Origin of the sequence: Bradyrhizobium zhengyangense (assembly GCF_022012555.1) — a bacterium.
GTDB classification, from domain to species: domain Bacteria; phylum Pseudomonadota; class Alphaproteobacteria; order Rhizobiales; family Xanthobacteraceae; genus Bradyrhizobium; species Bradyrhizobium zhengyangense.
This window is the reverse complement of sequence record NZ_JAKLTZ010000006.1, coordinates 25,127-51,557: the sequence shown is the minus strand read 5'-3', so window position 1 is coordinate 51,557 and position 26,431 is coordinate 25,127. Positions and strand designations below refer to the sequence as shown.

General features: G+C 64.7%; 26 protein-coding genes. 15 read left to right on the top strand and 11 right to left on the bottom strand.

Annotated elements, in window-relative coordinates:
• Positions 1–202: 202 nt before the first annotated feature.
• The 4 genes from L6639_RS23075 to L6639_RS23060 all read right to left on the bottom strand — a co-directional run bounded on the left by L6639_RS23075 (position 203) and on the right by L6639_RS23060 (position 4,992).
• Positions 203–1,180, bottom strand: a complete 978-nt coding sequence (locus tag L6639_RS23075; RefSeq protein WP_237863932.1) for a peptidyl-alpha-hydroxyglycine alpha-amidating lyase family protein — start codon at positions 1,178–1,180, stop codon at positions 203–205.
• 136 nt (positions 1,181–1,316) lie between these two features.
• Positions 1,317–3,092 carry a flavin-containing monooxygenase gene (locus tag L6639_RS23070; RefSeq protein ID WP_237863931.1) on the bottom strand — a complete coding sequence of 592 codons (1,776 nt, stop codon included), beginning with the start codon at positions 3,090–3,092 and terminating at the stop codon, positions 1,317–1,319.
• A gap of 77 nt (positions 3,093–3,169) precedes the next feature.
• On the bottom strand, positions 3,170–4,255 hold the full coding sequence (locus tag L6639_RS23065; RefSeq protein WP_237863930.1) for a DUF2855 family protein: 1,086 nt from the start codon (positions 4,253–4,255) through the stop codon (positions 3,170–3,172).
• Positions 4,252–4,992 carry a DNA-3-methyladenine glycosylase family protein gene (locus tag L6639_RS23060; protein WP_237863929.1) on the bottom strand — a complete coding sequence of 247 codons (741 nt, stop codon included), beginning with the start codon at positions 4,990–4,992 and terminating at the stop codon, positions 4,252–4,254. Before L6639_RS23060 ends, L6639_RS23065 begins: the two co-directional genes overlap by 4 nt.
• An 86-nt stretch (positions 4,993–5,078) precedes the next feature.
• On the opposite strand from L6639_RS23060, the gene gluQRS reads away from it, so the two are divergent.
• Positions 5,079–5,951 (top strand): tRNA glutamyl-Q(34) synthetase GluQRS, encoded by an 873-nt coding sequence (gene gluQRS, locus L6639_RS23055; RefSeq protein WP_237863928.1) that lies wholly within the window; start codon positions 5,079–5,081, stop codon positions 5,949–5,951.
• 105 nt (positions 5,952–6,056) lie between these two features.
• Entirely contained in the window at positions 6,057–7,325 is a 1,269-nt protein-coding gene (locus L6639_RS23050; protein ID WP_237863927.1) for an ATP-binding protein, read from the top strand.
• Here the strand turns inward: L6639_RS23050 and L6639_RS23045 are convergent.
• On the bottom strand, positions 7,252–8,145 hold the full coding sequence (locus L6639_RS23045; protein WP_237863926.1) for a YihY/virulence factor BrkB family protein: 894 nt from the start codon (positions 8,143–8,145) through the stop codon (positions 7,252–7,254). The two genes, L6639_RS23050 and L6639_RS23045, sit on opposite strands and share 74 nt — an antisense overlap.
• A 197-nt stretch (positions 8,146–8,342) precedes the next feature.
• On the opposite strand from L6639_RS23045, the gene L6639_RS23040 reads away from it, so the two are divergent.
• The 6 genes from L6639_RS23040 to L6639_RS23015 all read left to right on the top strand — a co-directional run bounded on the left by L6639_RS23040 (position 8,343) and on the right by L6639_RS23015 (position 12,365).
• A complete protein-coding gene (locus tag L6639_RS23040) occupies positions 8,343–8,537 on the top strand; it encodes a twin transmembrane helix small protein (protein WP_057746671.1) in 195 nt (64 codons plus the stop codon).
• An 88-nt stretch (positions 8,538–8,625) separates the two neighbouring features.
• Positions 8,626–9,198, top strand: a complete 573-nt coding sequence (locus L6639_RS23035) for a cob(I)yrinic acid a,c-diamide adenosyltransferase (protein ID WP_237863925.1) — start codon at positions 8,626–8,628, stop codon at positions 9,196–9,198.
• A 126-nt stretch (positions 9,199–9,324) separates the two neighbouring features.
• Entirely contained in the window at positions 9,325–10,074 is a 750-nt protein-coding gene (locus tag L6639_RS23030) for an electron transfer flavoprotein subunit beta/FixA family protein (protein ID WP_237863924.1), read from the top strand.
• Positions 10,074–11,024 (top strand): electron transfer flavoprotein subunit alpha/FixB family protein, encoded by a 951-nt coding sequence (locus tag L6639_RS23025; protein WP_237863923.1) that lies wholly within the window; start codon positions 10,074–10,076, stop codon positions 11,022–11,024. Before L6639_RS23030 ends, L6639_RS23025 begins: the two co-directional genes overlap by 1 nt.
• 193 nt (positions 11,025–11,217) lie before the next feature.
• Positions 11,218–12,099 carry a 3-hydroxybutyryl-CoA dehydrogenase gene (locus L6639_RS23020; protein ID WP_237863922.1) on the top strand — a complete coding sequence of 294 codons (882 nt, stop codon included), beginning with the start codon at positions 11,218–11,220 and terminating at the stop codon, positions 12,097–12,099.
• A gap of 71 nt (positions 12,100–12,170) precedes the next feature.
• Entirely contained in the window at positions 12,171–12,365 is a 195-nt protein-coding gene (locus L6639_RS23015; protein WP_237863921.1) for a putative motility protein, read from the top strand.
• On the opposite strand, the gene tlpA is transcribed toward L6639_RS23015, so the two are convergent.
• The gene (tlpA, locus tag L6639_RS23010) at positions 12,362–13,027 is read right to left on the bottom strand and encodes a thiol:disulfide interchange protein TlpA (protein ID WP_237864357.1); all 666 of its coding nucleotides are present in this window, start codon (positions 13,025–13,027) and stop codon (positions 12,362–12,364) included. The genes L6639_RS23015 and tlpA overlap by 4 nt on opposite strands.
• A gap of 101 nt (positions 13,028–13,128) precedes the next feature.
• On the opposite strand from tlpA, the gene argH reads away from it, so the two are divergent.
• From argH to lysA, 3 genes are all read left to right on the top strand, one after another.
• Complete coding sequence (gene argH / locus L6639_RS23005) at positions 13,129–14,526, top strand: argininosuccinate lyase (RefSeq protein WP_237863920.1); 1,398 nt, start codon at positions 13,129–13,131, stop codon at positions 14,524–14,526.
• A gap of 93 nt (positions 14,527–14,619) precedes the next feature.
• Positions 14,620–14,910 (top strand): LPS translocon maturation chaperone LptM, encoded by a 291-nt coding sequence (gene lptM, locus L6639_RS23000; protein ID WP_237863919.1) that lies wholly within the window; start codon positions 14,620–14,622, stop codon positions 14,908–14,910.
• A 23-nt stretch (positions 14,911–14,933) separates the two neighbouring features.
• Positions 14,934–16,199 carry a diaminopimelate decarboxylase gene (gene lysA, locus L6639_RS22995; RefSeq protein ID WP_237863918.1) on the top strand — a complete coding sequence of 422 codons (1,266 nt, stop codon included), beginning with the start codon at positions 14,934–14,936 and terminating at the stop codon, positions 16,197–16,199.
• 40 nt (positions 16,200–16,239) lie between these two features.
• On the opposite strand, the gene L6639_RS22990 is transcribed toward lysA, so the two are convergent.
• The 3 genes from L6639_RS22990 to L6639_RS22980 form a co-directional block, all read right to left on the bottom strand.
• Positions 16,240–17,964, bottom strand: a complete 1,725-nt coding sequence (locus L6639_RS22990; RefSeq protein WP_237863917.1) for a tannase/feruloyl esterase family alpha/beta hydrolase — start codon at positions 17,962–17,964, stop codon at positions 16,240–16,242.
• A 139-nt stretch (positions 17,965–18,103) separates the two neighbouring features.
• A complete protein-coding gene (locus L6639_RS22985) occupies positions 18,104–19,012 on the bottom strand; it encodes an NAD(P)-dependent oxidoreductase (RefSeq protein WP_237863916.1) in 909 nt (302 codons plus the stop codon).
• A gap of 145 nt (positions 19,013–19,157) precedes the next feature.
• Positions 19,158–19,541: a carboxymuconolactone decarboxylase family protein gene (locus L6639_RS22980; protein WP_008567285.1), complete on the bottom strand. Its 384-nt coding sequence runs from the start codon at positions 19,539–19,541 to the stop codon at positions 19,158–19,160.
• Between the two features lie 182 nt (positions 19,542–19,723).
• Here L6639_RS22980 and L6639_RS22975 point away from each other — a divergent pair, with 182 nt between their 5' ends.
• Positions 19,724–22,342, top strand: coding sequence for a TIGR02302 family protein (locus L6639_RS22975; RefSeq protein ID WP_237863915.1), 2,619 nt, complete (start codon positions 19,724–19,726; stop codon positions 22,340–22,342).
• A gap of 154 nt (positions 22,343–22,496) precedes the next feature.
• Here L6639_RS22975 and L6639_RS22970 read toward each other — a convergent pair whose 3' ends face one another.
• Both L6639_RS22970 and L6639_RS22965 read right to left on the bottom strand, forming a co-directional pair.
• A complete protein-coding gene (locus tag L6639_RS22970) occupies positions 22,497–22,871 on the bottom strand; it encodes a response regulator (protein WP_128954176.1) in 375 nt (124 codons plus the stop codon).
• A 61-nt stretch (positions 22,872–22,932) separates the two neighbouring features.
• Positions 22,933–23,811, bottom strand: coding sequence for an MJ0042-type zinc finger domain-containing protein (locus tag L6639_RS22965; RefSeq protein WP_237863914.1), 879 nt, complete (start codon positions 23,809–23,811; stop codon positions 22,933–22,935).
• Positions 23,812–24,029: 218 nt separating this feature from the next.
• On the opposite strand from L6639_RS22965, the gene ftsE reads away from it, so the two are divergent.
• The 3 genes from ftsE (at position 24,030) to L6639_RS22950 (ending at position 26,427) form a co-directional block, all read left to right on the top strand.
• Positions 24,030–24,689 carry a cell division ATP-binding protein FtsE gene (gene ftsE, locus L6639_RS22960; RefSeq protein WP_237863913.1) on the top strand — a complete coding sequence of 220 codons (660 nt, stop codon included), beginning with the start codon at positions 24,030–24,032 and terminating at the stop codon, positions 24,687–24,689.
• Complete coding sequence (locus L6639_RS22955; RefSeq protein WP_237863912.1) at positions 24,682–25,650, top strand: cell division protein FtsX; 969 nt, start codon at positions 24,682–24,684, stop codon at positions 25,648–25,650. Before ftsE ends, L6639_RS22955 begins: the two co-directional genes overlap by 8 nt.
• A gap of 72 nt (positions 25,651–25,722) precedes the next feature.
• Positions 25,723–26,427 (top strand): YdcF family protein, encoded by a 705-nt coding sequence (locus tag L6639_RS22950; protein ID WP_237863911.1) that lies wholly within the window; start codon positions 25,723–25,725, stop codon positions 26,425–26,427.
• The last annotated feature ends 4 nt before the right edge of the window (positions 26,428–26,431 follow it).

The following is a 26,431-nucleotide window of genomic DNA, read 5'->3' as shown; positions in this document are numbered from 1 at the left end:
GCCTCCAATATACGCTGCGAAGCAGCATGTACTGACATACTACATGCAGCGTGACGGGATTGTGAAGCCCGTTGAGCGACTTATTCAGGCGCATGCAATGCGGCGGCAGGGTGGCAAACGCCCAGAAACGCCGCGATTTTGGCACGGGGGGCGGCAGGGAGCCGGCGCGGAACAGGCCTTCTGTTGGGCTTTGCGGCAGCAGTTACTCCGACACCCTTTCCAGCTTCTGCAAGCACCGCGTCGCGCGCACCTCTGCGGGCATGTCTTGGTCTCCAAAGCTGGCCTTCCAATTGGTGACGCCGACTTCGCCGAGGTAGATGTCGCCTCTCGAATCAAGTGCGAGGCCGTGCGGCGCCAAGAACTTCCCGCTGGAAACGCCCGGGCCTTTCTCGCCGCCGAGCCGCGCGATGCGCCTTCCCTTGGCGTCGACGATCGAGAGCCGCGGGCCGAGATTGGGAACATGGCGGTTGACGTCGAGGCCGGGGCCGAGCTCGCCGATCACGAAGGTCGGGCTCTTGCGCCCGCCGCAACAGCACAGCGCACAGGGTCGATGCAGATTGTTCCATTGCGTCTCGTATTTGCCCTCGCCATCGAACACCTGCACGCGATGGTTCTCGCGGTCGGCGACATAGACCCAGCCGTCGGCGTCGGTCGCAATATTGTGCACGATGTTGAACTGGCCGGGGTCGGTGCCGGGCTCACCCCAGCTCTTCATCAGCTTGCCGTCCGGCGTATATTTGTGCACCCGCGCATTGCCGTAGCCGTCGGAGACGTAGATCTCGCCCTTCGGCGACAGCGCGGTGTGGGTGCAGCGGTGGAACGGCTCGCCGCTCATGAAGGGCGCCGGCTTTTTGGGGATACCGATCGTCAGCAGCACCTTGCCGTCGGTGGTGCATTTGCGCACGGTGTGGTCGCCGTCGTCGGTGCAGTAGAGATTGTCGTCGGCATCGATATGCAGGCCATGCGCGCGCGAGAACAGGCCTTCGCCAAAGCTGCGCAAGAAATTGCCTTCGCGGTCGAGCACCACCATCGGATGTTCGCCGCGGTTGAAGACGTAGACGTGGTCCTTGCTGTCGACCGCGACCGAAGCGACGTCACTCAGCTGCCAGCCATCGGGAAGTTTCGCAAAGTTTTCGACGACGCGGTAGCGGTGCTCGCCGGTGCCGAGAATGGCTGGCATGGGTGGCCCTTCCTTCAGTTGTCTCTGTTGCGCTTGTCTGTATCCACATCGTCATTGCGAGCGCAGCGAAGAGATCCAGACTGTCTCCGCGGAAAGATGCTGGATCGCCTCGCTGCGCTCGCAATGACGAATGGGCTTAAGCTGTCCCCACCTCACGTCCCAAAATCCCTTCCTCGATCGCCTTGATCTGGAGCGCGAGGAATTTCGAGTTGATCCGGCATTGCGCCAGGCTACCGGCGATGAACCACAGGCCGGGCTGCTTCGTGCGCGCATACATGTTGCGCAGCTCAAAGCCGTCGCCAAAGCCCCAGACCGGGCCGATGCGGTCGGCGACGCCATCGCCGAACAGCTTTCGCACCAGGTATTCCTGCGGCTTGTAGCCGGTGGAGAGCACGATCAGATCGGCTGCGACGGCCGAGCCGTCCTTCATCTGCGCGCCGCCTTCCGTGAAGCTCTCGATGTCCTCGAACTGCTTCAGCTTGATCGCGCCTTCGACGATCAGGTTGGAGCAGCCGACGTTGAAATAATAGCCGCCGCCGCGGGTCAGGTACTTGAACTGCCAGCCGGTGCCGCCCTCGCCGAAGTCGAGCTTGAAGCCGACGCGGCGAAGGCCGTCGAGCAGGTCCTTGTCGAGCTCCTTCGACTGCTCGGTCAGCATCACATGGGTCTTTTTCGCCAGCGGCGTCGGCATTGACGCGGCGATCAGATCGTTGTCCTCCAGCGTGCCGTCATTGTAGGTCGCGTAGGCCAGTTGCGCCGACGGCTCGATATTGGTGACCAGCGTCGGCGATCGCTGCACCAGCGTCACCTCAGCGCCGCTGGAATAGAGATCCTGCGCGATGTCATGGCCGCTGTTGCCGGTGCCGATGACGATGGCGCGCTTGCCTGTCCAGTTCTCGCCGTCTTCATAGCGGCTCGAATGCAGTAGCGTGCCCTTGAAACGATCGAGCGTCGGAATGTCAGGGATGTTGGCGATGCCGCTGACGCCGGTCGCCATGATCACGTGGCGCGGGTGCATGGTGCGCTCGCTGCCGTCGGCGCGGCGCAGCGTCACCGTCCAGTGATCCCCGGCCTCATCATAGGCGCCGCCCTCGAACTCAGCGCCGGTCCAGAAGTTGAGCTCCATGGCATCGACATAAGCCTCGAACCAGTTCGCGAGCTTGTCCTTGGGGATGTAGGTCGGCCAGCTCGGCGGAAACGGCATATAGGGCATGTGATTGACCTGCACCTGATTGTGCAGGGTCAGCGCGTGATAGCGCTTCCTCCAGGTATCGCCGATCCGCGCCCCGCGATCGACGATCAGCGTGTCGATCTGCAACTGCTTCAGCCGCGCGGCGATCGCAAGCCCGGCCTGGCCGCCGCCGACCACCAGCGCGACTGGCTCGCGATCGGCATAGTCGCGCGAGGCGTTGCGCTGATCGAGCCAGTTCGGTCCGCGGAAATCGCGCGAATAGGCTTGTCCTCGCGGCCGCGAGGTGCCGAGCTGTTCCTCGAATCCTTTGAGCTCCTCGAGCGCGGTGAGCAGTGTCCACGCCTTCAGCCGGTCGCCGTCGGCGATATCGGGCACGAGCCGCAGGATGCCGCTGCCGCGGCCGAGCGCGGTCTCGAAACTGAAGATGGTCTCGATAGTGTTGGTGCCGGCGCGCGTCACCCAGCGCGGCGCTGCGCGGTTTGGCGCGATCTTGAAACTGCGCGGCGCCGCGTTGAGTGAAAGTGCGGCCAGCGCCCGTACGATCCCATCGCGACCGGCGAGCGTTTGCAGGTTCCAGCTTAGCGCCAGCGCGTCGCGCCAAAAGCAGTCAGCGAGGAAGAGACGGTCGAGCGCGGCGCGATCGGGCTGGCCCAGCGCGCGCTCGAATTCATCGAGCCAGGCTTGCGCGGACACGGCCATATCCTTCGTGCGATCCAGCATGCGCGACCTCGTGGCCGTCTTCGCGGCGTTTCCTCTGAGGTGGACGCTATACTGGTTCGACCGGTGTCAAAAGCGCTTTACCCGAGCAGGGAAAGCATATGCCCCTGCTCAGGCGGAATGCTCCCCTTGAGCGTGTCGAGATAAATGCGCTGCACTGCTTCGGGGCCGCGGCTCTCGACCACGCGGAGGCTGCTCTCCAACATCGGGGTGAACCCCGACCACGCCACGCCAAACCGTTGCTCGATTCCGCCAGGACCCCAATCCTTAGCGCGCTTGCGGATGTGGTCGGGCGCGAAGAACCAGCGCGGCTTTGCGCCGGGCAAGACGCCTTCGTCGGCGTCGGTCGCGCGATGCGTCAGACCGACACGCACCGAGCAAGCCATCTGATGGCCGAAATGCCTGTGCAGTCCGGCCCGCAACGCACTGCTGCCGGCCATGTCGACGAAAGCGACCGGATTTTCCGGTGGCAACGAATGGATTCGATCGTAGGTCACCACCGCGTCGTAGCAGGGCAGCGAGCGGACGAAACCGACATTGTTCGCTGAGGTCAGCCCGATCACGTTGCGGCCACGGCTGTGCAGGAGATGAGCGAGCCCAAACGCGGTCTTGCTCGACGCGCTCGACAGCAGCACGCTGCGTGCACCGAAATCGTCGTTCTCGGCGAGGAAGTCGTCGACCAGGAACGACAGCATGAACAGCGGCCGCAGCAGTGCCTGAAGATCACCCTGATGTCCGGCGAAAGCGGGATCGCCGGTGACACGGGAATAGAGATTATAGACCGGCGCGACTTGGCTGCGGTGCGCGGTGCCGTCACGAAGTGCGCGCTTGCTGACATCTGCGGCTTCGATAACGAGATGCGTCGCCATCGGGAAATAGCCGAACAGCCGTTCGCCCACGGCGACATCCGGATGTCGCGAGCCGATAACCTCGCCGAACCCCCACACCGGGATGTTGCCAAATCCCTGCGGCGCCGGAAAGATCTGCCAATATTTCAGCTCGTCGCCCATCACGGCATAGGTGATGTTGTTGGCGGTGAACGCGAAGCGCTCGACCTTCACCAGGAGCGCATCTGCGGGCAGGAGTGCTGCATCGGGAAGGGTGGTCTCGATCAGCTTGTATTGCGCGAGATCGTTGCGTGCGACGACGAAGTCGGTCGATGTCATGGTGAAGGTCCCGGCTTTTTCCGTGCCGGCATCTTCTCCTTTACGGCTGCGCGCTTTGCAACAGCAACATTGTTTGAAACGGCGTTCGCTCCGCCGGCGATGACGCCCTCGCGGTTCTTCATCGCGCGGTAGTAGCTCCACCACAGATGTGCGGCGGCGCCACGCAGCGGACGCCAGGGTTCGGCGAGCGGCGCCATCTGCTTTTCCGTCGGCCGCGCCTTCAGGCCGAGGCCGATCCTGATTCCCTCCTGCACGGCGAGGTCGCCGGCGGGCCAGGCATCGCCATGGCCGAGGCAAAACAAGAGATAGACGTCGGCAGTCCACGGTCCGATGCCCGGCAGCGAGACCAGCGTGTGATGCGCGGCATCGGCGTCTTCCTCGGTGAGCACGTCGAGGTTCAGCCGCTCGGCGACGATCTCGCGCGCCAGATGTTTCAGCGTCTTGATCTTGGCCGCTGATAGTCCGAGCCGTCCCAGCCGGTCGGTGCGGGCGCGGCGCACCGCCTCATGGTCGAACGGATCGAAGGCCGCAGACAGCCGTCCCCAGATCGCGGCGGCGCTCGCGGTCGAGAGCTGCTGCCCGCAAACGATATGCGCAAGCCCCGCAAAGCCCGGCTCGCGCCGCCGCAACGCCGGCATGCCTGCGATTTCTAGCACAGGCTTGAGGCGTGGATCGCGCTTGACCAGCGTGTGAACGGCTTCTTCGAGGTCGGACTGGGTTTCGAGGTGGATGGTCATTGGCGCTCTACTTGTCACGCACGGGCTTGACCCGCGCATCCATCTCCTATCGTAACAGAGTCTTGGCCATGACGAGATCTTGCCAGATGCCGCCACCCGTTTTCCGATTTGCCCCCAGCCCGAACGGCCTCTTGCATCTCGGCCACGCTTATTCTGCGCTGCTCAATTTCGACCGCGTGCGCGAAACCGGCGGGCGGCTGTTGCTGCGGATCGAAGACATCGACGCGACGCGCTGCCGGCCGGAATTCGAGGCTGCGATCTACGAAGACCTCGCCTGGCTCGGGATCGCATGGGAAACGCCGGTGCGGCGGCAATCGGAGCGTCTCGCCGACTATCGCGCCGCGCTGGAAAAACTCTCCGCACTCGGTCTCGTCTATCCAGCTTTTGAGAGCCGCGCCGAGATCGCAAAGCTGGTCGCCGCCCGTGAGGCGGATGGGCCGTGGCCGCGCGATCCCGACGGCGCGCCGCTCTATCCTGGCGAGGCGAATTCGCTGCCGGCCAGCGAGCGATCGCGCCTGATTGCCTCTGGCGCGCCTTACGCCTTGCGCCTCGACATGGCGGCGGCCTGCCGGCAGGTCTCCGGTCTGACCTGGAACGAGTTGGGTGAGGGGCCCGACGGCGAGCGTGGCCTGGTCGCCGCGCGACCTGAGGCATGGGGCGACGTCATCCTGGCCCGTAAGGAGACGCCGACCAGCTATCATCTGTCTGTGGTGGTCGACGACGCGCTCCAGGACGTGACCGAGATCGTGCGTGGCCAGGACCTGTTTCACGCCACCTCGGTTCACCGACTGCTTCAGGCTCTGCTCGGCCTGACCGAACCCATCTATCGGCATCACGGCCTGATTCGCGGCACGGATGGCCGGAAGCTGTCGAAATCGGACCGCTCGACCGGCCTCCGGGAGTTGCGTGCGGCCGGTATCTCGCCCGCCGCCATCCGCACGACCGTGGGATTAGGCTAAGTTTCTCTGGGGGTTAGCACAGCAGCGCCGTGACTCCGGGGTGGCCGCCGTGCCATGGTCGCTCTTGAGCCCGGGGGTTCGAAGAGGATACTTCGAAGGGGATTTATGGCGGCGAAAACGCGCGCAGCGCGCACCACGCGAAAGTCCAGGCAGCCGCCTCGGAAGCGGGCCGGGGCGGTCGGCAAAGTGCGCGAGCGCAGCACCGTTGCGCCCGACGTGATTCAGGCGGCGCTTGCAGCCTTTGCCCACGAGGTCCGCACGCCCCTGACCGGCATTCTGGCGATCAGCGATTTGCTTTCGACCTCCGATCTTGGCGAGCGGGAGCGGCGTTGGGCCGACACCATCAAGGCCGGTGCCGAGCATCTGGCTAACCTCGCTACGCTGTTCGTCGATGCCGCCAAGACCGGCAAGGGCGCCGGCAAGAGCGGCACGCTACGGCAGGATCTGTTTGATTTGCGCGCGCTCGCGCGCAGCACCGGCGATTCGCTCGCTGGTCGCGCCGCCGCCAAGGGTCTTCAGGCCGAGGTCGACATCTCGGACAAGCTCCCGGGCCTCGTGGTCGGCGATTCCGTTCGCCTCCGCGCCGCACTCGAGAACCTGATCGACAATGCAGTCAAATTCACCGAGCAGGGCGCTGTGGCCATCTCGGCCGCGCCTTGGCGGCCCGTCAAGGGCAAAGCGAGCGGCAAAGCCAAGGACAAGCGCCGGGTCGGCGTCGCCTTCTCGGTCTCCGACAGCGGCATCGGCCTGACCATGGCCGAGATCAAACGGCTGTTCCGCCCGTTCACCCAGGCCAATGTCACCATCGCCTCCCGCTTCGGCGGCGCCGGGCTCGGTCTGTCTTCGGTCAAGCAGCTGGCGCGTGCGATGGGCGGCGACATCACGGTGGCACCGCGGCGCAGCGGCGGCGCCACCTTCACCCTGACCGTCACGCTCGATGCGGCGGGGCCGGCCAAGGCACGCAAGACGGAAGGCGGCGAAGCGGAGCCGCTGGCGGCGCTGCGCGTGCTCAGCGTCGAGGACAATCCATTCGGCCGCGTCGTGCTCAACACGATCCTGACCGAGCTCGGCCATCATGCCGAGTTCATCGGGCGCGGTGAGGATGCAGTGAGCCGGCTCGCGCAGGGTGGCTTCGATGCGGTGCTGATGGACATGGTGTTGCCGGGCATCGACGGCGTCGAGGCCATCAGGCGTATCCGCACAATGCAGGCGCCGCTGGCTCGGATCCCGATCATCGGCGTGTCCGGTCGTGGCGAGGACGAGGCGGCCTCGCGCGAGGCCGGCGCCGACGCCTTCCTGGTCAAGCCTGTGTCCCCGCGGGCTTTAGCGACTGCGCTGCTTGAAGCGACACGCCGTGAGGAAGTCGCGACTTGATGATCGCGGCGTTGAGCTCGCCGCCGAAGACGAAGATCGCGGCAATGAAATACAGAAACACCAGCGCGATGATTACCGAGGCGAGCCCCGCATACATCGTGACGTAATTATTGGCGAAGCGCGCCAGATATTGGCCGAACACGATGCCCGAGATCAGCGAGGCAACGATGGTGAAGACGATGCCGGGCAGGATCTGGAAAAAGCTGCGTCGGCCCGCCGGCAGCCAGGCATGCAGGATGACCAGTGCCACCACCAGCGCGCCTATGGTGATGCCGTAACGCAGCCAGGTGAGAATACTTTCGTTTGACTCGACGAACAGTGGAATGTGTCGCCGCGCCGCCTCGATGAAGAGCGGGCCAAGCACGATCAGGAACGCCATCGCGAGCGCCGTGAAGGCCGCAACCAGCGTGTAGCCGATCGATTCCAGCCGCAGCCAATACCAGCGCCGCATCTCCACCACCGCATAGGCGCGGTTGAGCGCGACCCTGAGCGCCTCGACGCCGTTGGAGGCGAAATAGACCGACAGCACCGCGCCGATGGTCAGCACCCCCGTGCGGGTCGTGGTCAGCACGTCGTGGATCTCTCCCGACAGGGAATCGGCCACTTGCTTCGGCCAGACTTCGAGCATCAGCCCGGCTGCCTGGTCGGCAAGCTCCTTGGAGCCGAAGAAGCCGGCGAGCGAAGTCAGCACGATCAGGAACGGGAATAGCGCCATCAGCGTCGACAGTGCGATATGGCTCGAGATCGCCCAGCCGTCGTCGGCCAGGAACGTGTAGAAGGCGTCTTCCACGATGACATAGATCGTGCGGATGACTTTCACGGTGTGCCCCAGAGCAAGTTTGCTCTCACTTCGCGAGCGGCCCGGATTCGCGCCTCTCCCCGCAAGCGGGGAGACGCGAGGAGGACGGACCATGCGAGCAAATCGGAAATCATTCGGCCAGCTTCTGACATTATGGGATCAAAAGCCAGATTTGGAACGCCATGGCGGAGCGCCGCACACGGTGTTATCACCCCCAAATGGCATCTCTCCTGAGTACTTTCATTCTGCCGATCGCCGTGGCCGCCGTGGCGGTGGTGCTGCTGCTCGGCCTCGTCAACATGATGCGTGGCGGCTCGCCCAACACCTCGCAGAAATTGATGCGTTGGCGCGTGCTGCTGCAGTTCATCGCGATCGTTATCGCCATGGTCGCGGTCTGGGCGATGGGGCGATAGGGCATGATCCGGACCCGAAGGGCCGCGTTTGCGAAAAGTGTGAAGCGGTTTTCCGGCTGGATCTTGCCCTAAGAACAAGGACACTTTCATGGTCGTGCTCAACCGCATCTATACGAAGACTGGTGACGACGGCACGACAGCGCTCGGAACCGGCGAGCGCCGTCCGAAATATGATCTGCGCATCGCAGCCTATGGCACGGTCGATGAGACCAATGCCGCGATCGGCGTGGTACGCCTTCACACCAGGGATGCGCCGGAGCTCGATGCCATGCTCGGCCGCATCCAGAATGATTTGTTCGATCTCGGCGCCGATCTCGCGGTACCCGAGCGTGAAGGCAAGGCGGAGCGACTGCGGGTAGTGGCGAGCCAGGTCGAGCGGCTCGAGCATGACATCGACGCGATCAACGACAAGCTTGCGCCGCTCACTTCTTTCGTGCTCCCGGGCGGCACGCCGGCCGCCGCCTACCTCCATGTCGCGCGCACGATTTGCCGCAGGGCGGAACGCGTGATGGTGGAACTGGCCGCCCAGCCCGGCGAACCCGTCGGCACGGCTGGCATCCAGTATATGAATCGCCTGTCGGACTTCTTGTTCGTGGCCAGCCGCGCCGCTAACCATGATGGTGCCGGCGACGTGCTCTGGGTTCCGGGCCAGAATCGCTGACCCATTGAGATCAGCATTTCAGGGGGCTAAAATTAGGCCCCTTCGCGCGTTGACCGGGCCGGATCAGGCCTTTAGGTTCCGCGCCAGTTGAATAATCCCCCTCCCAAATTGAGTGAAAGAGGATCGATGAAGGTCTTAGTGCCGGTAAAGCGGGTGGTCGATTACAACGTCAAGGTCCGCGTCAAGGGCGATGGATCGGGCGTTGAACTCGCCAACGTCAAGATGTCGATGAACCCCTTCGACGAAATCGCGGTCGAGGAAGCGCTGCGCCTGAAGGAAGCCGGCAAGGCGACCGAAGTCGTGGTGGTCTCCATAGGACCTGCGCAGGCGTCGGAGACGATCCGCACGGGCCTCGCCATGGGCGCCGACCGCGGCATCCTGGTGAAGGCCGAAGGCATCGTTGAGCCGCTCGCTGTCGCAAAGATCCTCAAGAAGGTTGCTGACGAAGAGCAGCCCGGCCTGATCATCCTCGGCAAGCAGGCGATCGACGACGACAGCAACCAGACCGGTCAGATGCTGGCCGCGCTGCTGGGCTGGTCGCAGGCAACCTTCGCCTCGAAGCTCGAGGTCGAAGGCTCCGACTTCAAGGTCACCCGCGAGGTCGACGGCGGCTTGCAGACCGTCAAGCTCAAGGGGCCGGCGATCGTCACCACCGATCTGCGTCTCAACGAGCCGCGTTACGCTTCGCTGCCCAACATCATGAAGGCCAAGAAGAAGCCGATCGCGGAGAAGACCGTCGCCGATTACGGCGTCGACGTCACTGCGCGCCTCGAAGTTCTGAAGACGGCCGAGCCCGCGGGCCGCAAGGCCGGCGTCAAGGTGAAGGACGTCGCCGAGCTGGTGTCGAAGCTCAAGAACGAAGCCGGGGTGCTCTGATGACTGCGCTGTTGATTGCTGAACACGAACACGAGGTCCTCAAGGACTCCACCAACAAGGCGCTGACCGCGGCTTCCCAACTCGGCGGCGACGTCCACGTGCTGGTCGCCGGTGGCGGGCAGGGCACCAAGGCTGCGGCCGAGGCCGCCTCGAAGCTCGCTGGTGTCGCCAAGGTGCTGGTCGCCGAAGGCGAAGCCTACGCGCACGATCTCGCCGAGCCGCTGGCGGCACTGATCGTCTCGCTGGCCCCGTCCTATGACGCGATCGTCGCGCCCGCGACCTCGCGATTCAAGAACGTGATGCCGCGCGTCGCAGCCCTGCTCGACGTCATGCAGGTCTCGGAGATCACCAAGGTGGTCGCCCCCGATACCTATGAGCGTCCGATCTATGCCGGCAACGCCATCCAGACGGTGAAGTCGAAGGACGCCAAGAAGGTCATCACGGTCCGTACCTCGACCTTCGCGGCGGCAGCCAGCGGCGGCAGCGCGCCGGTCGAGAGCGTTGCGGCGGCGGCGGATCCGGGCCTGTCGACCTTTGTCGGCGAGGAAGTCGCCAAGAGCGACCGTCCGGAGCTGACCTCGGCCAAGATCATCGTTTCCGGCGGTCGGGCCATGCAGAGCCGCGAGAACTTCGCCAAGTACATCGAGCCGCTCGCCGACAAGTTAGGGGCCGGTGTCGGTGCCTCCCGTGCGGCGGTCGATGCCGGCTATGCGCCGAACGACTGGCAGGTCGGCCAGACCGGCAAGGTCGTGGCCCCCGAGCTCTACGTCGCGGTGGGCATTTCCGGTGCCATCCAGCATCTGGCCGGCATGAAGGACTCCAAGGTGATCGTCGCGATCAACAAGGACGAGGACGCGCCGATCTTCCAGGTGGCCGATTACGGTCTGGTCGCCGACCTCTACCAAGCGGTTCCGGAGCTGACCGACGAACTCGGCAAGCTCGGCAAGTAAAACGCGATAAAAACACCGGCCGGAGGTATAAACTCCGGCCGGTGTTTCATTTCTGAGCCGTTTTCTTTGGCGTGGGGCACGCCTTCGAAGCGATCCAATCTAGGTTTCGGGCCAAGGTTCTGATTAAATCGATCCTCCCGGCTCAGGGGATTAGGCAGGGCGCGATATGCGCGCCGTTCCGGTGGATGACATTATGGCGGCAGTGATCAAGAAGGTCGGCGTGATCGGCGCGGGTCAGATGGGCAACGGCATCGCGCATGTCGCGGCCCTGGCCGGTTTCGATGTGGTGCTCAACGATGTCTCGGCCGACCGCCTGAAATCAGGCATGGCCACCATCAATGGCAATCTGGCGCGCCAGGTCTCCAAGAAGGGGGTCACCGAGGACGACAAGACCAAGGCGATGGCGCGCATCTCGCTGGCCGAGAAGCTGGACGACCTCGCCGACTGCGATCTTGTGATCGAGACCGCGGTCGAGAAGGAAGAGGTCAAGCGCAAGATCTTCCACGAACTTTGCGCGATTCTGAAGCCGGAGGCGATCGTCGCCTCCGACACGTCCTCGATCTCGATCACCCGCCTTGCCGCCGCGACCGACCGGCCCGAGCGCTTCATCGGCATTCACTTCATGAATCCGGTGCCGCTGATGGAGCTGGTGGAGCTGATCCGCGGCATCGCCACCGATGATTCCACCTTCGAGGCCTCCAAGGAATTCGTCGCCAAGCTCGGCAAGCAGGTCGCGGTCTCCGAGGATTTCCCGGCCTTCATCGTCAACCGCATCCTGCTGCCGATGATCAACGAGGCGATCTACACGCTGTATGAAGGCGTCGGCAATGTCGAGGCGATCGACGCGGCGATGAAACTCGGCGCCCACCATCCAATGGGCCCGCTCGAGCTCGCCGATTTCATCGGTCTCGATACCTGCCTTTCGATCATGCAGGTGCTGCACGAGGGCCTCGCCGACTCGAAGTACCGGCCGTGCCCGCTGCTGGTGAAATACGTCGAAGCCGGCTGGCTCGGTCGCAAGACCCAGCGCGGCTTCTACGACTACCGCGGGGCCAAGCCGGTTCCGACCCGCTAATCCATCTTGTGACAATTCATGTTGCGTTAACCCCTCGCGCCTAGGCTGCGGCCGGTACAAGGGTTCGCGTAATGGACATGATGGCGATGGTCAGCACCATGCTGGCCTCTCAGCAGGGCGCGCTGCAGTCGAATATCGCGGCGACGCTGACGAAGCAGAACATGGACATGGAGAAATCCACCGTCCTGACGCTGCTGGGTGCCGGTCAGCCATCCCTTGCCAATGTCGGCCCCGGCGTCGGCGGCAACCTCAACGTCAGCGCCTAAAGCGACGCGGCAGCCGGACCTAACGCGGCCCGAAGCAGCTTGAGCGCGTCGTCGCTCGCCCATTCCGCCGGACCCGCGATCGTCGCGATCTCGCAGCCTTGCGGATCGACCAGCACCGAGGTCGGCATGCCCAAGGCCCGGCCTATCGCCTTAAGATCTTGGAAAACCTTGGCTTTCTGGTCGGTGAAATAGCCGAGCCTGGTCAGATTGGCGTCTTTCAGGAAATTCTTCGGCTTCTCGGGGTCGCGGGTGTCGATATTGATCGCCACCACCTCAAAGTCAGGGCCCGACAGCTTGGCCTGGAGCTGGTCCAGTGCTGGCATCTCTTTCCGGCAGGGCACGCACCAGGTAGCCCAGAGGTTCACCAGCAGGGTCTTGCCGCGGAAATCCGATAGCTTCCTCGGCTTGCCGTCGGCGTCCTCGAAGGTGAGGTCCGGCAGCTTCAGGGGGGCGCTCGCCATGGTCAGCGCGGCCACCTCGCCATGGGCGAGCGGGGCGATCTTCTGGGCTGTGGCGACAGCGGCCCTGCAGGCCGGATCGCCTGACGGAGCCCGGTTCAGGCCGAGCCCATACAGCGCGGCGAAGCCGGCAAGCCCACCGACCACCACGGTGGCGATGACGATGGGGATCCGGCGCGTGGCGGAGGGCTTCTGGTCGAGCATATCGTTTGTCATCCGGTCGCAGATATGGCTATCAGGGGCCTCTTAATACGGCTGGCCTCGGCCAGCAAACATGCGGCAAAGCAAGGCGTGAGCAGGGGATCATGAGCAACAAGATGTGGGGCGGCCGGTTCTCGGAGCGTCCCGATGAGATCATGGAAGAGATCAACGTCTCCATCGACGTCGATCGTCACCTCTACGCCCAGGACATTGCCGCGTCCAAGGCCCACGCCGCGATGTTGGCCGCGAACGGCATCATCACGGCCTCTGATGCGAAAAATATCGGCAAGGGTCTAGACACGATTTTGTCAGAGATCGGCAAAGGCGGCTTCGAGTTCAAGCGCGCGCTCGAGGACATTCATATGAATGTCGAGAGCCGTCTGTCGGAGCTGATCGGGCCCGCCGCCGGCCGACTGCACACCGCGCGCTCCCGCAACGACCAGGTCGCGACCGACTTCCGTCTCTATGTCCGCGACATCGTCGACGAGACCGATGCGGCGCTTGCCGCGTTCCAGCAGGCGCTGGTGGAGCGCGCGCTGGAGCACGCCGGAACCGTGATGCCCGGCTTCACCCATCTGCAGACCGCGCAGCCCGTCACTTTCGGCCATCACCTGCTTGCTTATGTCGAGATGGCCGCGCGTGATCGCGGCCGTTTCCAGGATGCGCGCAAGCGGCTCAATGAATCCCCGCTCGGTGCGGCGGCGCTCGCCGGCACTTCGTTCCCGATCGACCGGCACGCCACCGCAAAGGCGCTGGCCTTCGATCGTCCGATGGCGAACTCGCTCGACGCTGTCTCCGACCGCGACTTCGTGCTGGAGACCTTGTCGGCGGCCTCGATCTGCGCCGTGCACATGTCGCGCTTTGCCGAGGAAATCGTGATCTGGACTTCGCCGCTGGTCGGCATGATCCGCCTCAGCGACAAGTTCACCACCGGCTCCTCGATCATGCCGCAGAAGCGCAACCCTGATGCCGCGGAACTCGTGCGGGCCAAGACCGGCCGCGTCATCGGGGCGCTCAACGGCCTCCTGATTGTGATGAAGGGCCTGCCGCTCGCCTATCAAAAGGACATGCAGGAGGACAAACAGGGCGCCATGGAAGGCTTTGCCGCGCTGTCGCTGGCGATCCGCGCCATGACCGGCATGGTCCGCGACCTCGTGCCTGACGAGGCCAAGATGAGGCTTGCTGCAGGGGAGGGCTATGCCACGGCCACCGATCTCGCCGACTGGCTGGTGCGAACGCTGAAAATGCCGTTCCGCGAGGCCCATCACGTCACCGGCCGCATCGTCGCCAAGGCGGCCGAGGGCGGCGCGGCGCTGCATGAGCTGCCGCTGAAGGAGATGCAGGCGATCGAGCCCAGGATCACCAAGGACGTGCTCGGCGTGCTCTCGGTCGAATCGTCGGTCAAGAGCCGCACCAGCTACGGTGGCACCGCGCCGAAGAACGTGACGGCGCAGGCCAAGGCCTGGGCCAAGCGGCTGGAAAAAGAGCGAAAATTGGGCTGAGGGCCGAAATTTCGCCGATCTTCCGTGGCCTTCCGGCACTCGCCAGCGGGGGCCAACCTCTGTATGGTGCGGCCGCATCGTGGGGATTTCGTCGTGACGTCAAAGTTTCGCCCGGCCGGCTCGGGGTGGGCCATCATTGTCCTTAGCCTGACGGCGCTTGCGCTCGCCGGCTGTGGCCGCAGAGGCCCGCTCGACCTGCCGCCCACCGCCTCCAGCGCGTCCACGGCCAACGTCGCCGCGCCTGGTGACACCGAGACCGAAGCCCAGAAGACGCCGAGCGTGTTCAATCCGACCTATGGCGCGGACGCGCCGCCGGTGGCGACCAAGGGCAGGAAGAAACCGTTTATCCTCGACCCGCTCCTGGACGAAAAGCCCAGCCGATAGGCTGGGGCAACTGAGCCAACGCCATGAACCATTTCGACTACCGCAACGGCGTGCTGCACGCCGAGGCCGTGAACCTGTCCGAGCTGGCCGCGACCGTCGGCACGCCGTTCTATTGCTATTCGACCGCGACGCTGGAGCGGCACTACCGCGTCTTCACTGAAGCCTTTGCTGGCGAGAAGGTGCTGGTCTGCTACGCCATGAAGGCGAACTCCAACCAGTCGGTGCTGCGCACGCTGGCCAAGCTTGGCGCCGGCGCCGACGTCGTCTCCGGCGGCGAGCTGAAGCGCGCGCTCGCGGCCGGTATCCCCGCCAACAAGATCGTGTTTTCCGGCGTCGGCAAGACGGAGACCGAGCTGCGCGCAGCGCTCGCCGCGGACATCCTCTGCCTCAACGTTGAATCCGAGCCCGAGCTCGAATTGCTCTCGCGCCTCGCAACCGAGATGGGCAAGACCGCGCGCATCTCCGTGCGCGTCAATCCCGATGTCGATGCCGGCACGCATGCCAAGATCTCGACCGGCAAGTCCGAGAACAAGTTCGGCATTCCGATCGTTCACGCCCGCGAGGTCTACGCGCGCGCCGCCAAGCTGCCCGGCATCGCGGTCGCGGGCACCGACGTGCATATCGGCAGCCAGATCACCGACCTTTCCAAGATGGAGACCGCGTTCCGCATTCTCTCCGAATTCGTGCAGACATTGCGCGCCGACGGCCACAATATCAGCCACGTCGATTTCGGCGGCGGGCTCGGCATTCCCTACTACATGGACCGCGAAGCGCCGCCGGCGCCCGATGCCTATGCCGCCATGGTCAAGCGCGTCAGCCACAATCTCGGCTGCACGCTGATGTTCGAGCCGGGCCGCATGATCGTCGGCAATGCCGGCATCCTCGTCGCCAAGGTGATCTATGTGAAGCACGGCGACGGCAAGAATTTCGTCATCATCGACGCCGCCATGAACGACCTCATCCGCCCGACGCTGTACGAGGCGTATCACGACATCCTGCCGGTGATGCAGCCGGCCAAGGGCGCGGCGACCATCATGGCCGACGTCGTCGGTCCGGTCTGCGAGACCGGTGACTATCTCGCGCTCGATCGCACGCTGCCGACGCCGAAGCCCGGCGACCTCATCGCCATCATGACCGCAGGCGCCTATGGCGCCGTGCAGGCGGGCACCTACAACACGCGGCCGCTGGTACCGGAGGTGCTGGTCAAGGGCGATCAATACGCGGTCGTGCGCCCGCGCATCGAGGTCGAGCAGCTGATTGCGATGGACACGCCAGCGCCGTGGCTGTGAGGACGCCGGCGAGCTCAAGCTCGCCGACGTCGCGTATGCGTCACGGCCCGTATTTCGGAGCCGGCTTCTGATTGAAGTCGTTCTCGTCGGCGACACAGGTGAAGTTCGCAGCGTTGTTGGTGTCGCCGCTGCCGTTGTACTTCGCGACCTTCGGGAAGACGCAAAGCGGCCGGGTCATTTGCACCGTCGGCGGCGTATCGGCCACGTATTTCGTGGCGAGGATCGTATCCGGCGCCGTGCCACCCTCGACCCATTTGACCAGCGGCAACAGCGCATCGAACGAGTTGGGACCGGGGCCGCCGGAGCAGTGATACATGCCGGGCACCATGAACAGACGCGCATAGCTCTGCGTCCGCTGCAGCGCCGGATTGCCACCGAAAAAGCCGACCGGCTGCGCCCCCTGACCCTCATTTCCGACCAGGGTCAGGAAGTAGTTGATGCTACTCTGTGACGGGATCAGGGGGTCGGCCCAGCCGTGGTACATCAAGAGCTTGCCGCCATGTGCACGGAAGTCGCCGAGATCGGTGCTGGTCGCGTTCAGTACCGCGGCGAGCTGATCGTCGACCTTGTCGATGTCGCGGTGGAAATCGAAATTGGCAAAGTTGGTCGCGCTTCCCGGATAGCCGAAGCTCGGGCCGAACACCCAGTAGAACAGGCCGTCGAAGGCTGGCTCGGGCAGTTGCTCCTGGAACGCAAGGCCAAGCGCGAGGATGTCGTCGGTCTCGTTGCCGCGCTCGGAGCCAGGATTGACGAGCTGTCCGTTCACCGGATCGATCGTGCCGGCGTAATAGCGCTGCATAGTCGTGACCTGATCCGAGGTCAGGCAGGCCGGCGGCGCGTTGCCGCCCGTGCAGAGCAGGACCTTCGGATCGAAGTGACAATCGCGCGGATCGGTCAGGAACTGATCGGTCTTGGCGCCGCCGTCCTGCCCGACGCATTGCTTCAGCACGGCCTGGTTGACCAGCGTCATCTGGCCGGGCTGGATGAGCCGGCCGGGGCTCGCATGCGCGTTCTGCCAGCCATAGAGGCCTGCCATGTGCAGATGCGTGCGATTGAAGGCGGGAGCGCCGGCAAGGATGCCGTCATAATCGTTGGGGAAGCGCTGCGCCTCCATCAAGGCGTTCTGGCCGCCGGTGGAGCAGCCGGCGAAATAAGCCCGCTGCGATCGATGGCCGTAGAACGCGCTGGCGATCTCCTTGCCGCGCTCGGTCATTAAATGGATCGCACGGTAGCCGAAATCCTTGATCCGCTCGGGATGCCCGAACAGACCCGTCGACGGCACCGCTGGATCGCCGAACTCCGTGGCAAGCTGGTTGCCCATGTTGCCGGCCGAGCCGCAGAACAGCGGATTGCAACCTGACGATCCCGTGCCGAGATCGCTGTTGGTCGATGCAAATCCGGCCTGGATGCCGATGGCGAGCTCGTTGTAGGTGATCACGCCCTGGAAACCGCCGCCGCCGGTGCCAAGGAACCTGCCGTTCCAATTGGTCTCGGGCAGCCAGACCTCGATCTTGATCGCGGAGTCCGAGCTGGGGATCAAGGTTGCGGTGACGCGGCAGAACGCGGGAAGGCCGGTGATCGGGCTCCCGCCCGGGGGGACAAAGGTGCCCGTCGCGTTGTCGTCAGCCGAATTGATCACCGTGTGCTGGAATTGTAGGGATCGAAGATTGGTGCACGCCGTCGCCATGGCGGGCGAGGTGCCGAGTGCGACACAGGCAAACAGGGCCGTGGTCGCACCGACAAGTAAGTGTCGATGACGCTTCATTCCGTCCTCCCTGATTTTTTGCAGGCTTCTAGTGAGGACAGGATAGCGCACAAAGATTGCAACTCAAGGATGAAGCATCGTGTCGCGAGTTGATCGACGCTCTCGCGTACCGGTTGCGGAGATGCAGGCTGGGAGTGAGTTATTTCCCAGCCAGGCCGCCGCCCTTCCCACCGACCACCACGCCCGCCTTCTTCTCGATCGGCTTGATCGCCGCGGTGAAATCGGACTCGGCACCTTCCGCTGATATCACGGTCTCCCAGAGGCGTCCGACCGCGTCCGCGACCTCCATCGACAGGCCCAGCTGCTTCATCTCCTCCAGCGCCAGCCGCACGTCCTTCACCATCAGCCCGGTCGCGAAGCCGAAGTCGAAGCTGCGCGGCAGCACCGAGCGCGGAAACTTGTCGCGGCTCGCAGTGTTCATGCCTGAGCCCGCATTGATGACGTCGATCATCACGGCGGGATCGAGTCCGGCCTTCACGCCCATCACCACGGCTTCCGACGTCGCCACGATGGCGGTGGCCGAGAGGAAATTGTTGGCGAGCTTCATGGTCTGCGCCGCGCCCGGCTTCTCGCCGATGAAGAACACCTTTCCGATCACGTCGAGTGCCGGCCTGAGCAGCTCGAACTCAGCCTTTGGCCCCGACACCATCACCGCCAGCGTGCCCTTCTCGGCGCCGCCGACGCCGCCCGACACCGGGCAGTCGATCTGCACGATGTTGCGTTGTGCGAGCAGGCCGTGAATCTTCACAGCCATTTGCGAGCCGACCGTCGAGAGGTCGATGAAGCGTTTGGCACGGCTCCCTTCGATCACGCCGTTCGCGCCGGTGGCGACCTCGAGCGAAGCCTTGAGCGATGGCAGGCTCGCCATCACGGTCTCGACCTTGTCGGCGACATCCTTCGGCGACGTCGCAGCAGTCGCGCCGCGTGCGACAAGCTGGTCGACGGCTTCTCTGCGGGTGTCGAACACGACGAGCTTGTGCCCGGCCTCGATCAGCCGCCGCGCCATCGGGAAGCCCATGTTGCCGAGGCCGATGAATCCGATGTCCATGGTGTTTCCTTTGTTTCTTTTCGTTGTTGTGAGAGTGCCCATTTCATCCTCGGTGTCGTCCCGGATCGGCGCTACGCCCCAGACAACGCTACGCGTTGCCGAGGCTTCGCTTGTCCGGGACGACAGCGGAGATCGGCGTACCCCCTCACGCCTTCCCATCGATCTCCGCGAACACCTCGCGCGCGATGCGGAAGCTGTCGACGGCGGCCGGCATGCCGCCATAGATCGCGACCTGCATCAGGATCTCGCGGATCTCGTCGCGGGTGACGCCGTTGGTGAGCGCGCCTTTCAAGTGCGCGCGGAATTCGTGCTGGCGGTTGAGAATCGCGATCATCGCGATGTTGAGCATGCTGCGGGTCTTGCGCGGCAGCTCCTCGCGGCCCCACACCGTGCCCCAGCAATATTCGTTGAGCATCTCCTGGAACGGACGGTTGAAGTCGTCGACGTTCTTGAGCGCGTTGTTGACATAGGCCTCGCCCAGCACCGCTTTGCGGACTTCCAGGCCCTTGTCATGCATCTTCTTGTCCATGGTGTTTCCTTTATTCCCCTTGGGTATTCCTCTTGGGATGGCGCCGCGGAAATTACGGGGTTGCGCCGGGCCAGTCACGTCCTCGTGTTATGCGGGAAAAGGGGTGTCTCCCGTACAGGAACGGATGCCTCAGTGCTGCCGTTGTGGTACGCTCCACTCCGCCGGGTAACTTGGAGAGTTGATTGAACGGCGTCACCCCCGACCCGTCAGCCCCGAACCGTGATGGTGATGCTCTGTCGCGGCTGAAGCTGGCGCAGGCCCTTGTGCGGTCCACCTATGCCATCGCGTGGGAGCGTGCCTGGCCGGGTTTGGCGCGTGTTCTCACCGTTGTCGGCCTGTTTCTGGTGGTGTCCTGGGCCGGTCTTTGGCTGGCGCTGCCCTCCGTCGCCCGCGCCATCGGCCTCGTGATTTTTGCAGGGTTGGCGGTTGCCGCCCTGTTCCCGCTGATTCGGTTTCGCTGGCCGAGCCGCGAAGAGGCGCTCGCCCGGCTCGACCGCGGTTCGGGCATTCGCCATCGCCCCGCCACGACGCTCACGGACACGCTGACCTCGCAAGATCCGGTTGCACTGGCACTCTGGCAGGCGCAGCGCGAGCGCACGCTGGCTTCGCTCAAGCGCATCCGCGCCGGCTTGCCGCACCCGCGCCTCGCTATCCACGATCCCTGGGCGCTGCGCGCGTTGGTGATGGTGATGCTGGTCGCGACCTTCTTTGCGGCTGGCGACGAGCGTGCGATGCGGCTCGGCGCAGCCTTCGACTGGAACGGCGTGCTGGCGCCGACCAATATCCGCGTCGACGCCTGGGTCACGCCACCGCTCTACACCGGCAAGCCGCCGGTGATCCTGTCGGCCGCCAACAAGGAGGCTGCAGCGCTTCCGGCCTCCGGCCCGCTCGCCGTTCCCGCCGGTTCGACCCTGATCGTGCGCTCTTCCGGCGGCAGCCTGGATGTCGTGGTCTCCGGCGGCCTCAAGGAAGCCGAGCCTAAGGAAGCCGCGCCCAAGGGCACCAACGAAAAGCATTTCACCATCACGAGTGATGGCACCGCGCATGTCCGCGCGCCCTCGGGGCAGCCGCAATGGGCCTTTGCTGCGACGCCGGACCGTCCGCCGACGATCGCGCTCGCCAAGGATCCGGAGCGTCAGGCGCGCGGCGCGCTCCAGCTCGTCTACAAGATCGAGGATGATTACGGCGTCACCGGCGCTGAAGCCCAGGTCGCGCCACGGACCGCCGATGCCGGCAAGGAAGGCGACAACAAGACCGCGGCGCGCCCGCTATTCCAGCCGCCGCAGTTTCCGCTGGTGCTGCCGAACGCGCGCACCCGCAACGGCGTCGGCCAGACGGTGAAGGATCTCAGCGAGGATCCTTATGCCGGTGCCGATGTCACGCTGACACTCACCGCCAAGGACGAGGCCGGCAACGAGGCGCGAAGCGATCCGTTCAACATGCGCTTGCCCGAGCGGCTGTTCACCAAGCCGCTCGCACGCGCCTTGATCGAGCAGCGCCGCATCCTCGCGCTCGACGCCAACAAGAATTCCGACGTCTACACCGCGCTCGACGCGCTGATGATCGCGCCCGAACTGTTCACGCAGGAGACCGGGCAATATCTCGGCCTCTACAGCGTCACCCGCCAGCTCGAGGCGGCGCGCACCGATGATGCACTGCGCGAGGTGGTGGCGAGCCTGTGGGCGCTCGCAGTGACGATCGAGGACGGCAACATCTCCGATGTCGAGAAGGCGCTCCGAGCGGCACAGGACGCGCTGAAGCAGGCGCTGGACCGCGGCGCCAGCGACGAGGAGATCAAGAAGCTCACCCAGGATCTGCGGGCGGCGCTGGACAATTTCATGCGCCAGCTTGCCGAGCAGTTCCGCAACAACAAGGATGCGCAAAATCTCGCGCGTCCGCTCGATCCCAATACCAAGATCCTGCGTCAGCAGGACCTGCAGAACATGATCGACCGCATGGAGCGCCTGTCACGCTCGGGCGACAAGGATGCGGCCAAGCAGCTGCTCGACCAGCTTCAGCAGATGCTGGAGGGCCTCCAGATGGCCCAGCCGGGACAGTCCGGCGAGAGCGACATGGAGCAGGCGCTCAACGAGCTTGGCGACATGATCCGCAAGCAGCAGCAATTGCGGGACAAGACCTACAAGCAGGGCCAGGATTCCCGGCGCGATCGGATGCGCGGCAAGCAGCAGCAGGGCGACCAGTCGATGTCGGACCTGCAGCAGGACCAGCAGGCGCTGCGCGATCGCCTGAAGAAGCTCCAGGACGAAATGGCCAAGCGCGGCCTCTCGCAGAAGGGCCAGAAAGGCCAACAGGGACAGAAGGGCCAGGAAGGTCAGCAAGGCGACCAGGCGCAGTCCGGCCAGGACGGCGATCAGGATGCCGATCAGGGTGATGATGATGGCGGGCTCGATTCCGCCGACAACGCCATGGGCGATGCGGGCTCGAAGCTCGGCGAAGGCAATGCTGACGGTGCGGTGGATTCCCAGGGCAAGGCGCTGGAGGCGATGCGCAAGGGTGCGCAGAAGATGGCCGAGGCGATGCAGCAGGGCGACGGCGACGGCCAGGGCGACGGTCCCGGCAATCGTGCCGGTCGCCAGCAGAGCGGCGGCAACCAGACCGACCCGCTCGGCCGTCCGTTGCGCGGCCACGAATTCGGCGACGATTACACGGTCAGGATCCCCGGCGAGATCGACGTCCAGCGCGTCCGCCGCATTCTCGAAGAACTCCGCCGCCGCCTCGGCGACCCCTCGCGTCCGCAGATCGAGCTCGATTATATCGAGCGGCTGCTGAAGGATTTTTGAGGGGCGAAGCCACCACAAACCGGCTGTCATCGCCCGCGAAGGCGGGCGATCCAGTATTCCAGAGACGGTTGTGATTCAATCGAGAGGCTGCGGCGTACCGGATGCCCCGCCTTCGCGGGGCATGACGGCGGAATGTGTGGCGACACTATCGCTGCTAGCCCTTTTTCGCCGCGAGCGCATCGGCCACCGCCGTGCGGATATCCGCAACCGAGAACGGTTTGGTCACGACGTCATGCACCAGCGCATTCAAATTCGACGCGCGCTCGCGCTGGTCGGCAAAACCCGTCATCAAGAGAATAGTCAAATCGGGAAAGTCGCGCGCGGCGGAGAGCGCCAGAGCGATGCCGTCCATGACGGGCATCTGGATGTCGGTGAGCAACAGATCGAACGCGCCGTCCTCGCGGGTCAGTATCTCCAGCGCCTCGGCGCCGTCCTGCGCGGTGACGGTCTCGTGGCCGTCCATGGCGATGGCGCGCGCCACCAGCTGGCGCATCGAATCCTCGTCGTCGGCGATCAACACTTTTGGCATGAGACGATCCTTGGGGCGATCCTTGGGACGAACCTTCCCGCGCGGGACGTTTGCAAGCTGATTATACGCTGCCACCGGCGATGTCGCGCCGGTTAAAGAAGCGGACGTCGATATTGCGGCCTTCCGGCGGCGGCGAGGCCAGGCGCGAGCGGAAGAAGGCGCGTTCGCCGGGTTGCAGCACGGTCTGCTCCAGCACCGAATTCCAGGCGTAGATCTCGGCACCCTGCGCGTCGCGCACCGCAAAACGCAGGCGCGGAATATCGAGCGGCTTCTTGCCCTGGCCGACGATCACGCCCTCGATCACCAGCACCTGCTTACCGTCCACCGTCTCGGTCGAGAGCTTGACGTCCTTGAAGGCCAGCCCGCGCAGGTTCACCTCCAGCCCGACCAGCTTGTAGAAGGCCGCGGTCTGCGGCAGCAGGCGGACCATGTCGCCGCGCCAGATCACCAGCGCCAGCACCAGCGCGCCCATGGCGGCGCAGGCGATCGGCAGGCCGTAATAGGTTCTGCGCGGGGCGACGGCGGGTGTCGGCCGGCTCACCTTGGCCCCGCGACGGCTGAACAGGCCGCTGAACCAGGATTGGTGCTGGATCCCGACGACTTCTTCTTCCGCGGCCCGGGCCGCCGCCGACCACTCGTCCTCAGCCTCCGCGGCATCTTCGGTCGGCCAGTCGCTGGCGATCGAGGGACTGTCGACCACCGGCGTCTCGGTGGCGTTATCGTCCTTGGCGTAGGTGTTCCACTGCTCGGCGAGGTCGGACTGGTCGTCGGCCTGGCTGGCTGCGGCCATGGCCGGCACGACGGCCTCCTCGATGGCGTCCTCGGGATGGGCGATCCAGGTTTTCTTGCAGCGGGAGCAGCGGACAGTCCGCCCATTGGCCCCAAGGCTCGCAAGCTTGATGGCGTAGGATGTCATACAATGGGGGCAGACGATATGCATGGACGGCCTCGACGATGACCTTGTCGCAGGGAACCTGGCGCCAAGCTTCTCCTGCGCCAAGCTTCTCCTGAGAAGGGACTTCTAAGAATGCTGCCGGGGATGCTACAGGGCGACCGTTAACGAACCGGAAACCATAACGGTCGCACAACCCCTTGATCGCATGCGGCGAAGCCTCGCTGGCGATGCGGCCTTGAGTCCCCCTCGAACGGAGCTGAGCTTTGGTTCGGTTCGAAAATGTCGGATTGCGTTACGGTCTGGGGCCGGAGATCCTGCGCGACCTCAGTTTCCAGATTCCGGCGCATTCCTTCCAGTTCCTCACCGGCCCGTCCGGCGCCGGCAAGACGTCGCTGCTGCGCCTGTTGTTCCTGTCGCACCGGCCGACGCGAGGCCTCATCAATCTGTTCGGCCATGACATCTCGCAGCTCGGCAAGGACGAGATCGCCGATTTGCGCAAGCGCATCGGTATCGTGCTGCAGGATTTCCGCCTGCTCGATCACATGACGACCTATGAAAACGTGGCGCTGCCGTTCCGCGTCATGGGCCGCAGCGAATCCAGCTATCGCAAGGAGGTCATCGACCTGCTGCGCTGGGTCGGTCTCGGTGACCGCATGGATGCGCTGCCGCCGATCCTGTCCGGCGGCGAGAAGCAGCGCGCGGCGATCGCGCGCGCGGTCATCTCGCGGCCCCAACTTCTGCTCGCGGACGAGCCGACCGGCAGCGTCGATCCGACGCTGGGGCGACGCTTGCTGCGGCTGTTCATCGAGCTCAACAAATCAGGCACCGCCGTCATCATCGCCACCCACGATATCGCGCTGATGGACCAGTACGAAGCGCGCCGCTTCGTGCTGCATCAGGGACGGCTGCACGTCTATGAGTAGGACCGACGAGCGCGGCGTGTTGGTCGACCTCGGACAGGAGCGTCCGCCGCTGCCGGCCAGGGCGCGCAATTTGTCCCCGATCGTGCCGCGCGCCTCGATCCATGGCCGCGCACTGGTCGCCGTCGTTGCTATCATGACGTTCCTTGCCTCGATGACGACGGGCACTGTCCTCTTGGTGAGCGCTTCGGCTGCGGAATGGCAATCGGATGTCGCCAGCGAGATCACCATCCAGGTTCGCCCGCAATCCGGACGCGACATCGAGCGCGACACGGTTGCCGTCACTGAAGCAATGCGCGCGCAAGCCGGCATTGTCGAGGTCAAGCCCTTTACCAAAGAGGAGAGCGGCAAGCTGCTCGAGCCCTGGCTCGGCACTGGCCTCTCGATGGACGATCTGCCGGTCCCGCGCATGATCATCGCGCGCGTGCAGCCCGGCACGGCACTCGACCTCGCCGCGTTGCGTGCCCGCGTGACGCAGGTCGCGCCGAGCGCCAGCGTCGACGATCACCGCGCCTGGATCGAACGGATGCGTTCGATGACCAACGCCACCGTGTTCGCCGGCATCGGCATTCTCGCACTCGTCATCGTCGCGACCATCATCTCGGTCTCCTTCGCAACCCGCGGCGCGATGGCGGCGAACCGCCCGATCGTCGAAGTGCTGCATTTCGTCGGTGCCGGCGATCGCTACATCGCCAATCATTTCCTGCGGCATTTCCTCCGGCTCGGCCTCGAAGGCGGCGTCATCGGCGGCGGCGTCGCCATGTTACTGTTTGGTTTCTCCGAGTCGATCGCCGGCTGGTTTTCCGGCACCCCTGTCGGCGACCAGTTCGCAGCTTTGCTCGGCACTTTCTCGCTGCGGCCATCAGGCTACGTCGTGCTCGCGGTGCAGGCCGTCCTGATCGGCGCAATCACCGCGGTCGCCTCGCGCCAAACCCTGTTCGCGACGCTGAATGACGTGGATTGAGTGCGATAAACCGGACTCCACTTCGCCTCAAAACGTCTTAAAATCATCCGGGGAAGGGATCACCGACATCACATGACCTCGCCGACCGACGATCGATCGCCGAAAATGCCGCGCGGCTGGCTCCGCGCGACCGTCGTGTCGACGATCGCGTTCACCTTTGTCGGCGCGGCGGCGGGCTTCATCGCCTTCCTGTCGCAATTGCGCGGCGTGGAGATCGCCCCCAGCCGCAAGGCTGACGGCATCGTGGTCCTCACCGGCGGCTCCTCGCGGGTTTCGGACGCGATGGAGCTGCTCGCGGCGGGCTACGGCGAGAGGCTCCTGATCTCGGGCGTGCACCCGACCTCGACGGCGAACGATATTTCGCGCACGCTGCCGGAGAACCAGTCCTTCATGACCTGCTGTGTCGACCTCGACCGCACCGCGCTCACGACCCGCGGCAACGCGGCGGAGGCGCGGCGCTGGGCCGAGGGGCGCGGCTTCAAATCGCTGATCGTTGTCACTTCGAATTACCACATGCCCCGCGCGCTCGTGGAATTCTCGCATGCGATGCCGGAGACGACACTCGTTCCTTTCGCGGTGGTCGGTGACAAATGGCGCGAGGAGCCGTGGTGGACCTCGGCCTCGACGCTGCGGCTGCTCATGTCCGAATATGTCAAGTACATCGCGGCCGAGGTGAGGGTGCGGCTGGAAGATTTCGGGATTGACCTTTCGCCCGAGATGTCGGAGCAGCCTTTTGGCCTGCAATCCAGGCGGCCCGCCACCGCACAGGCCAATTGATCGG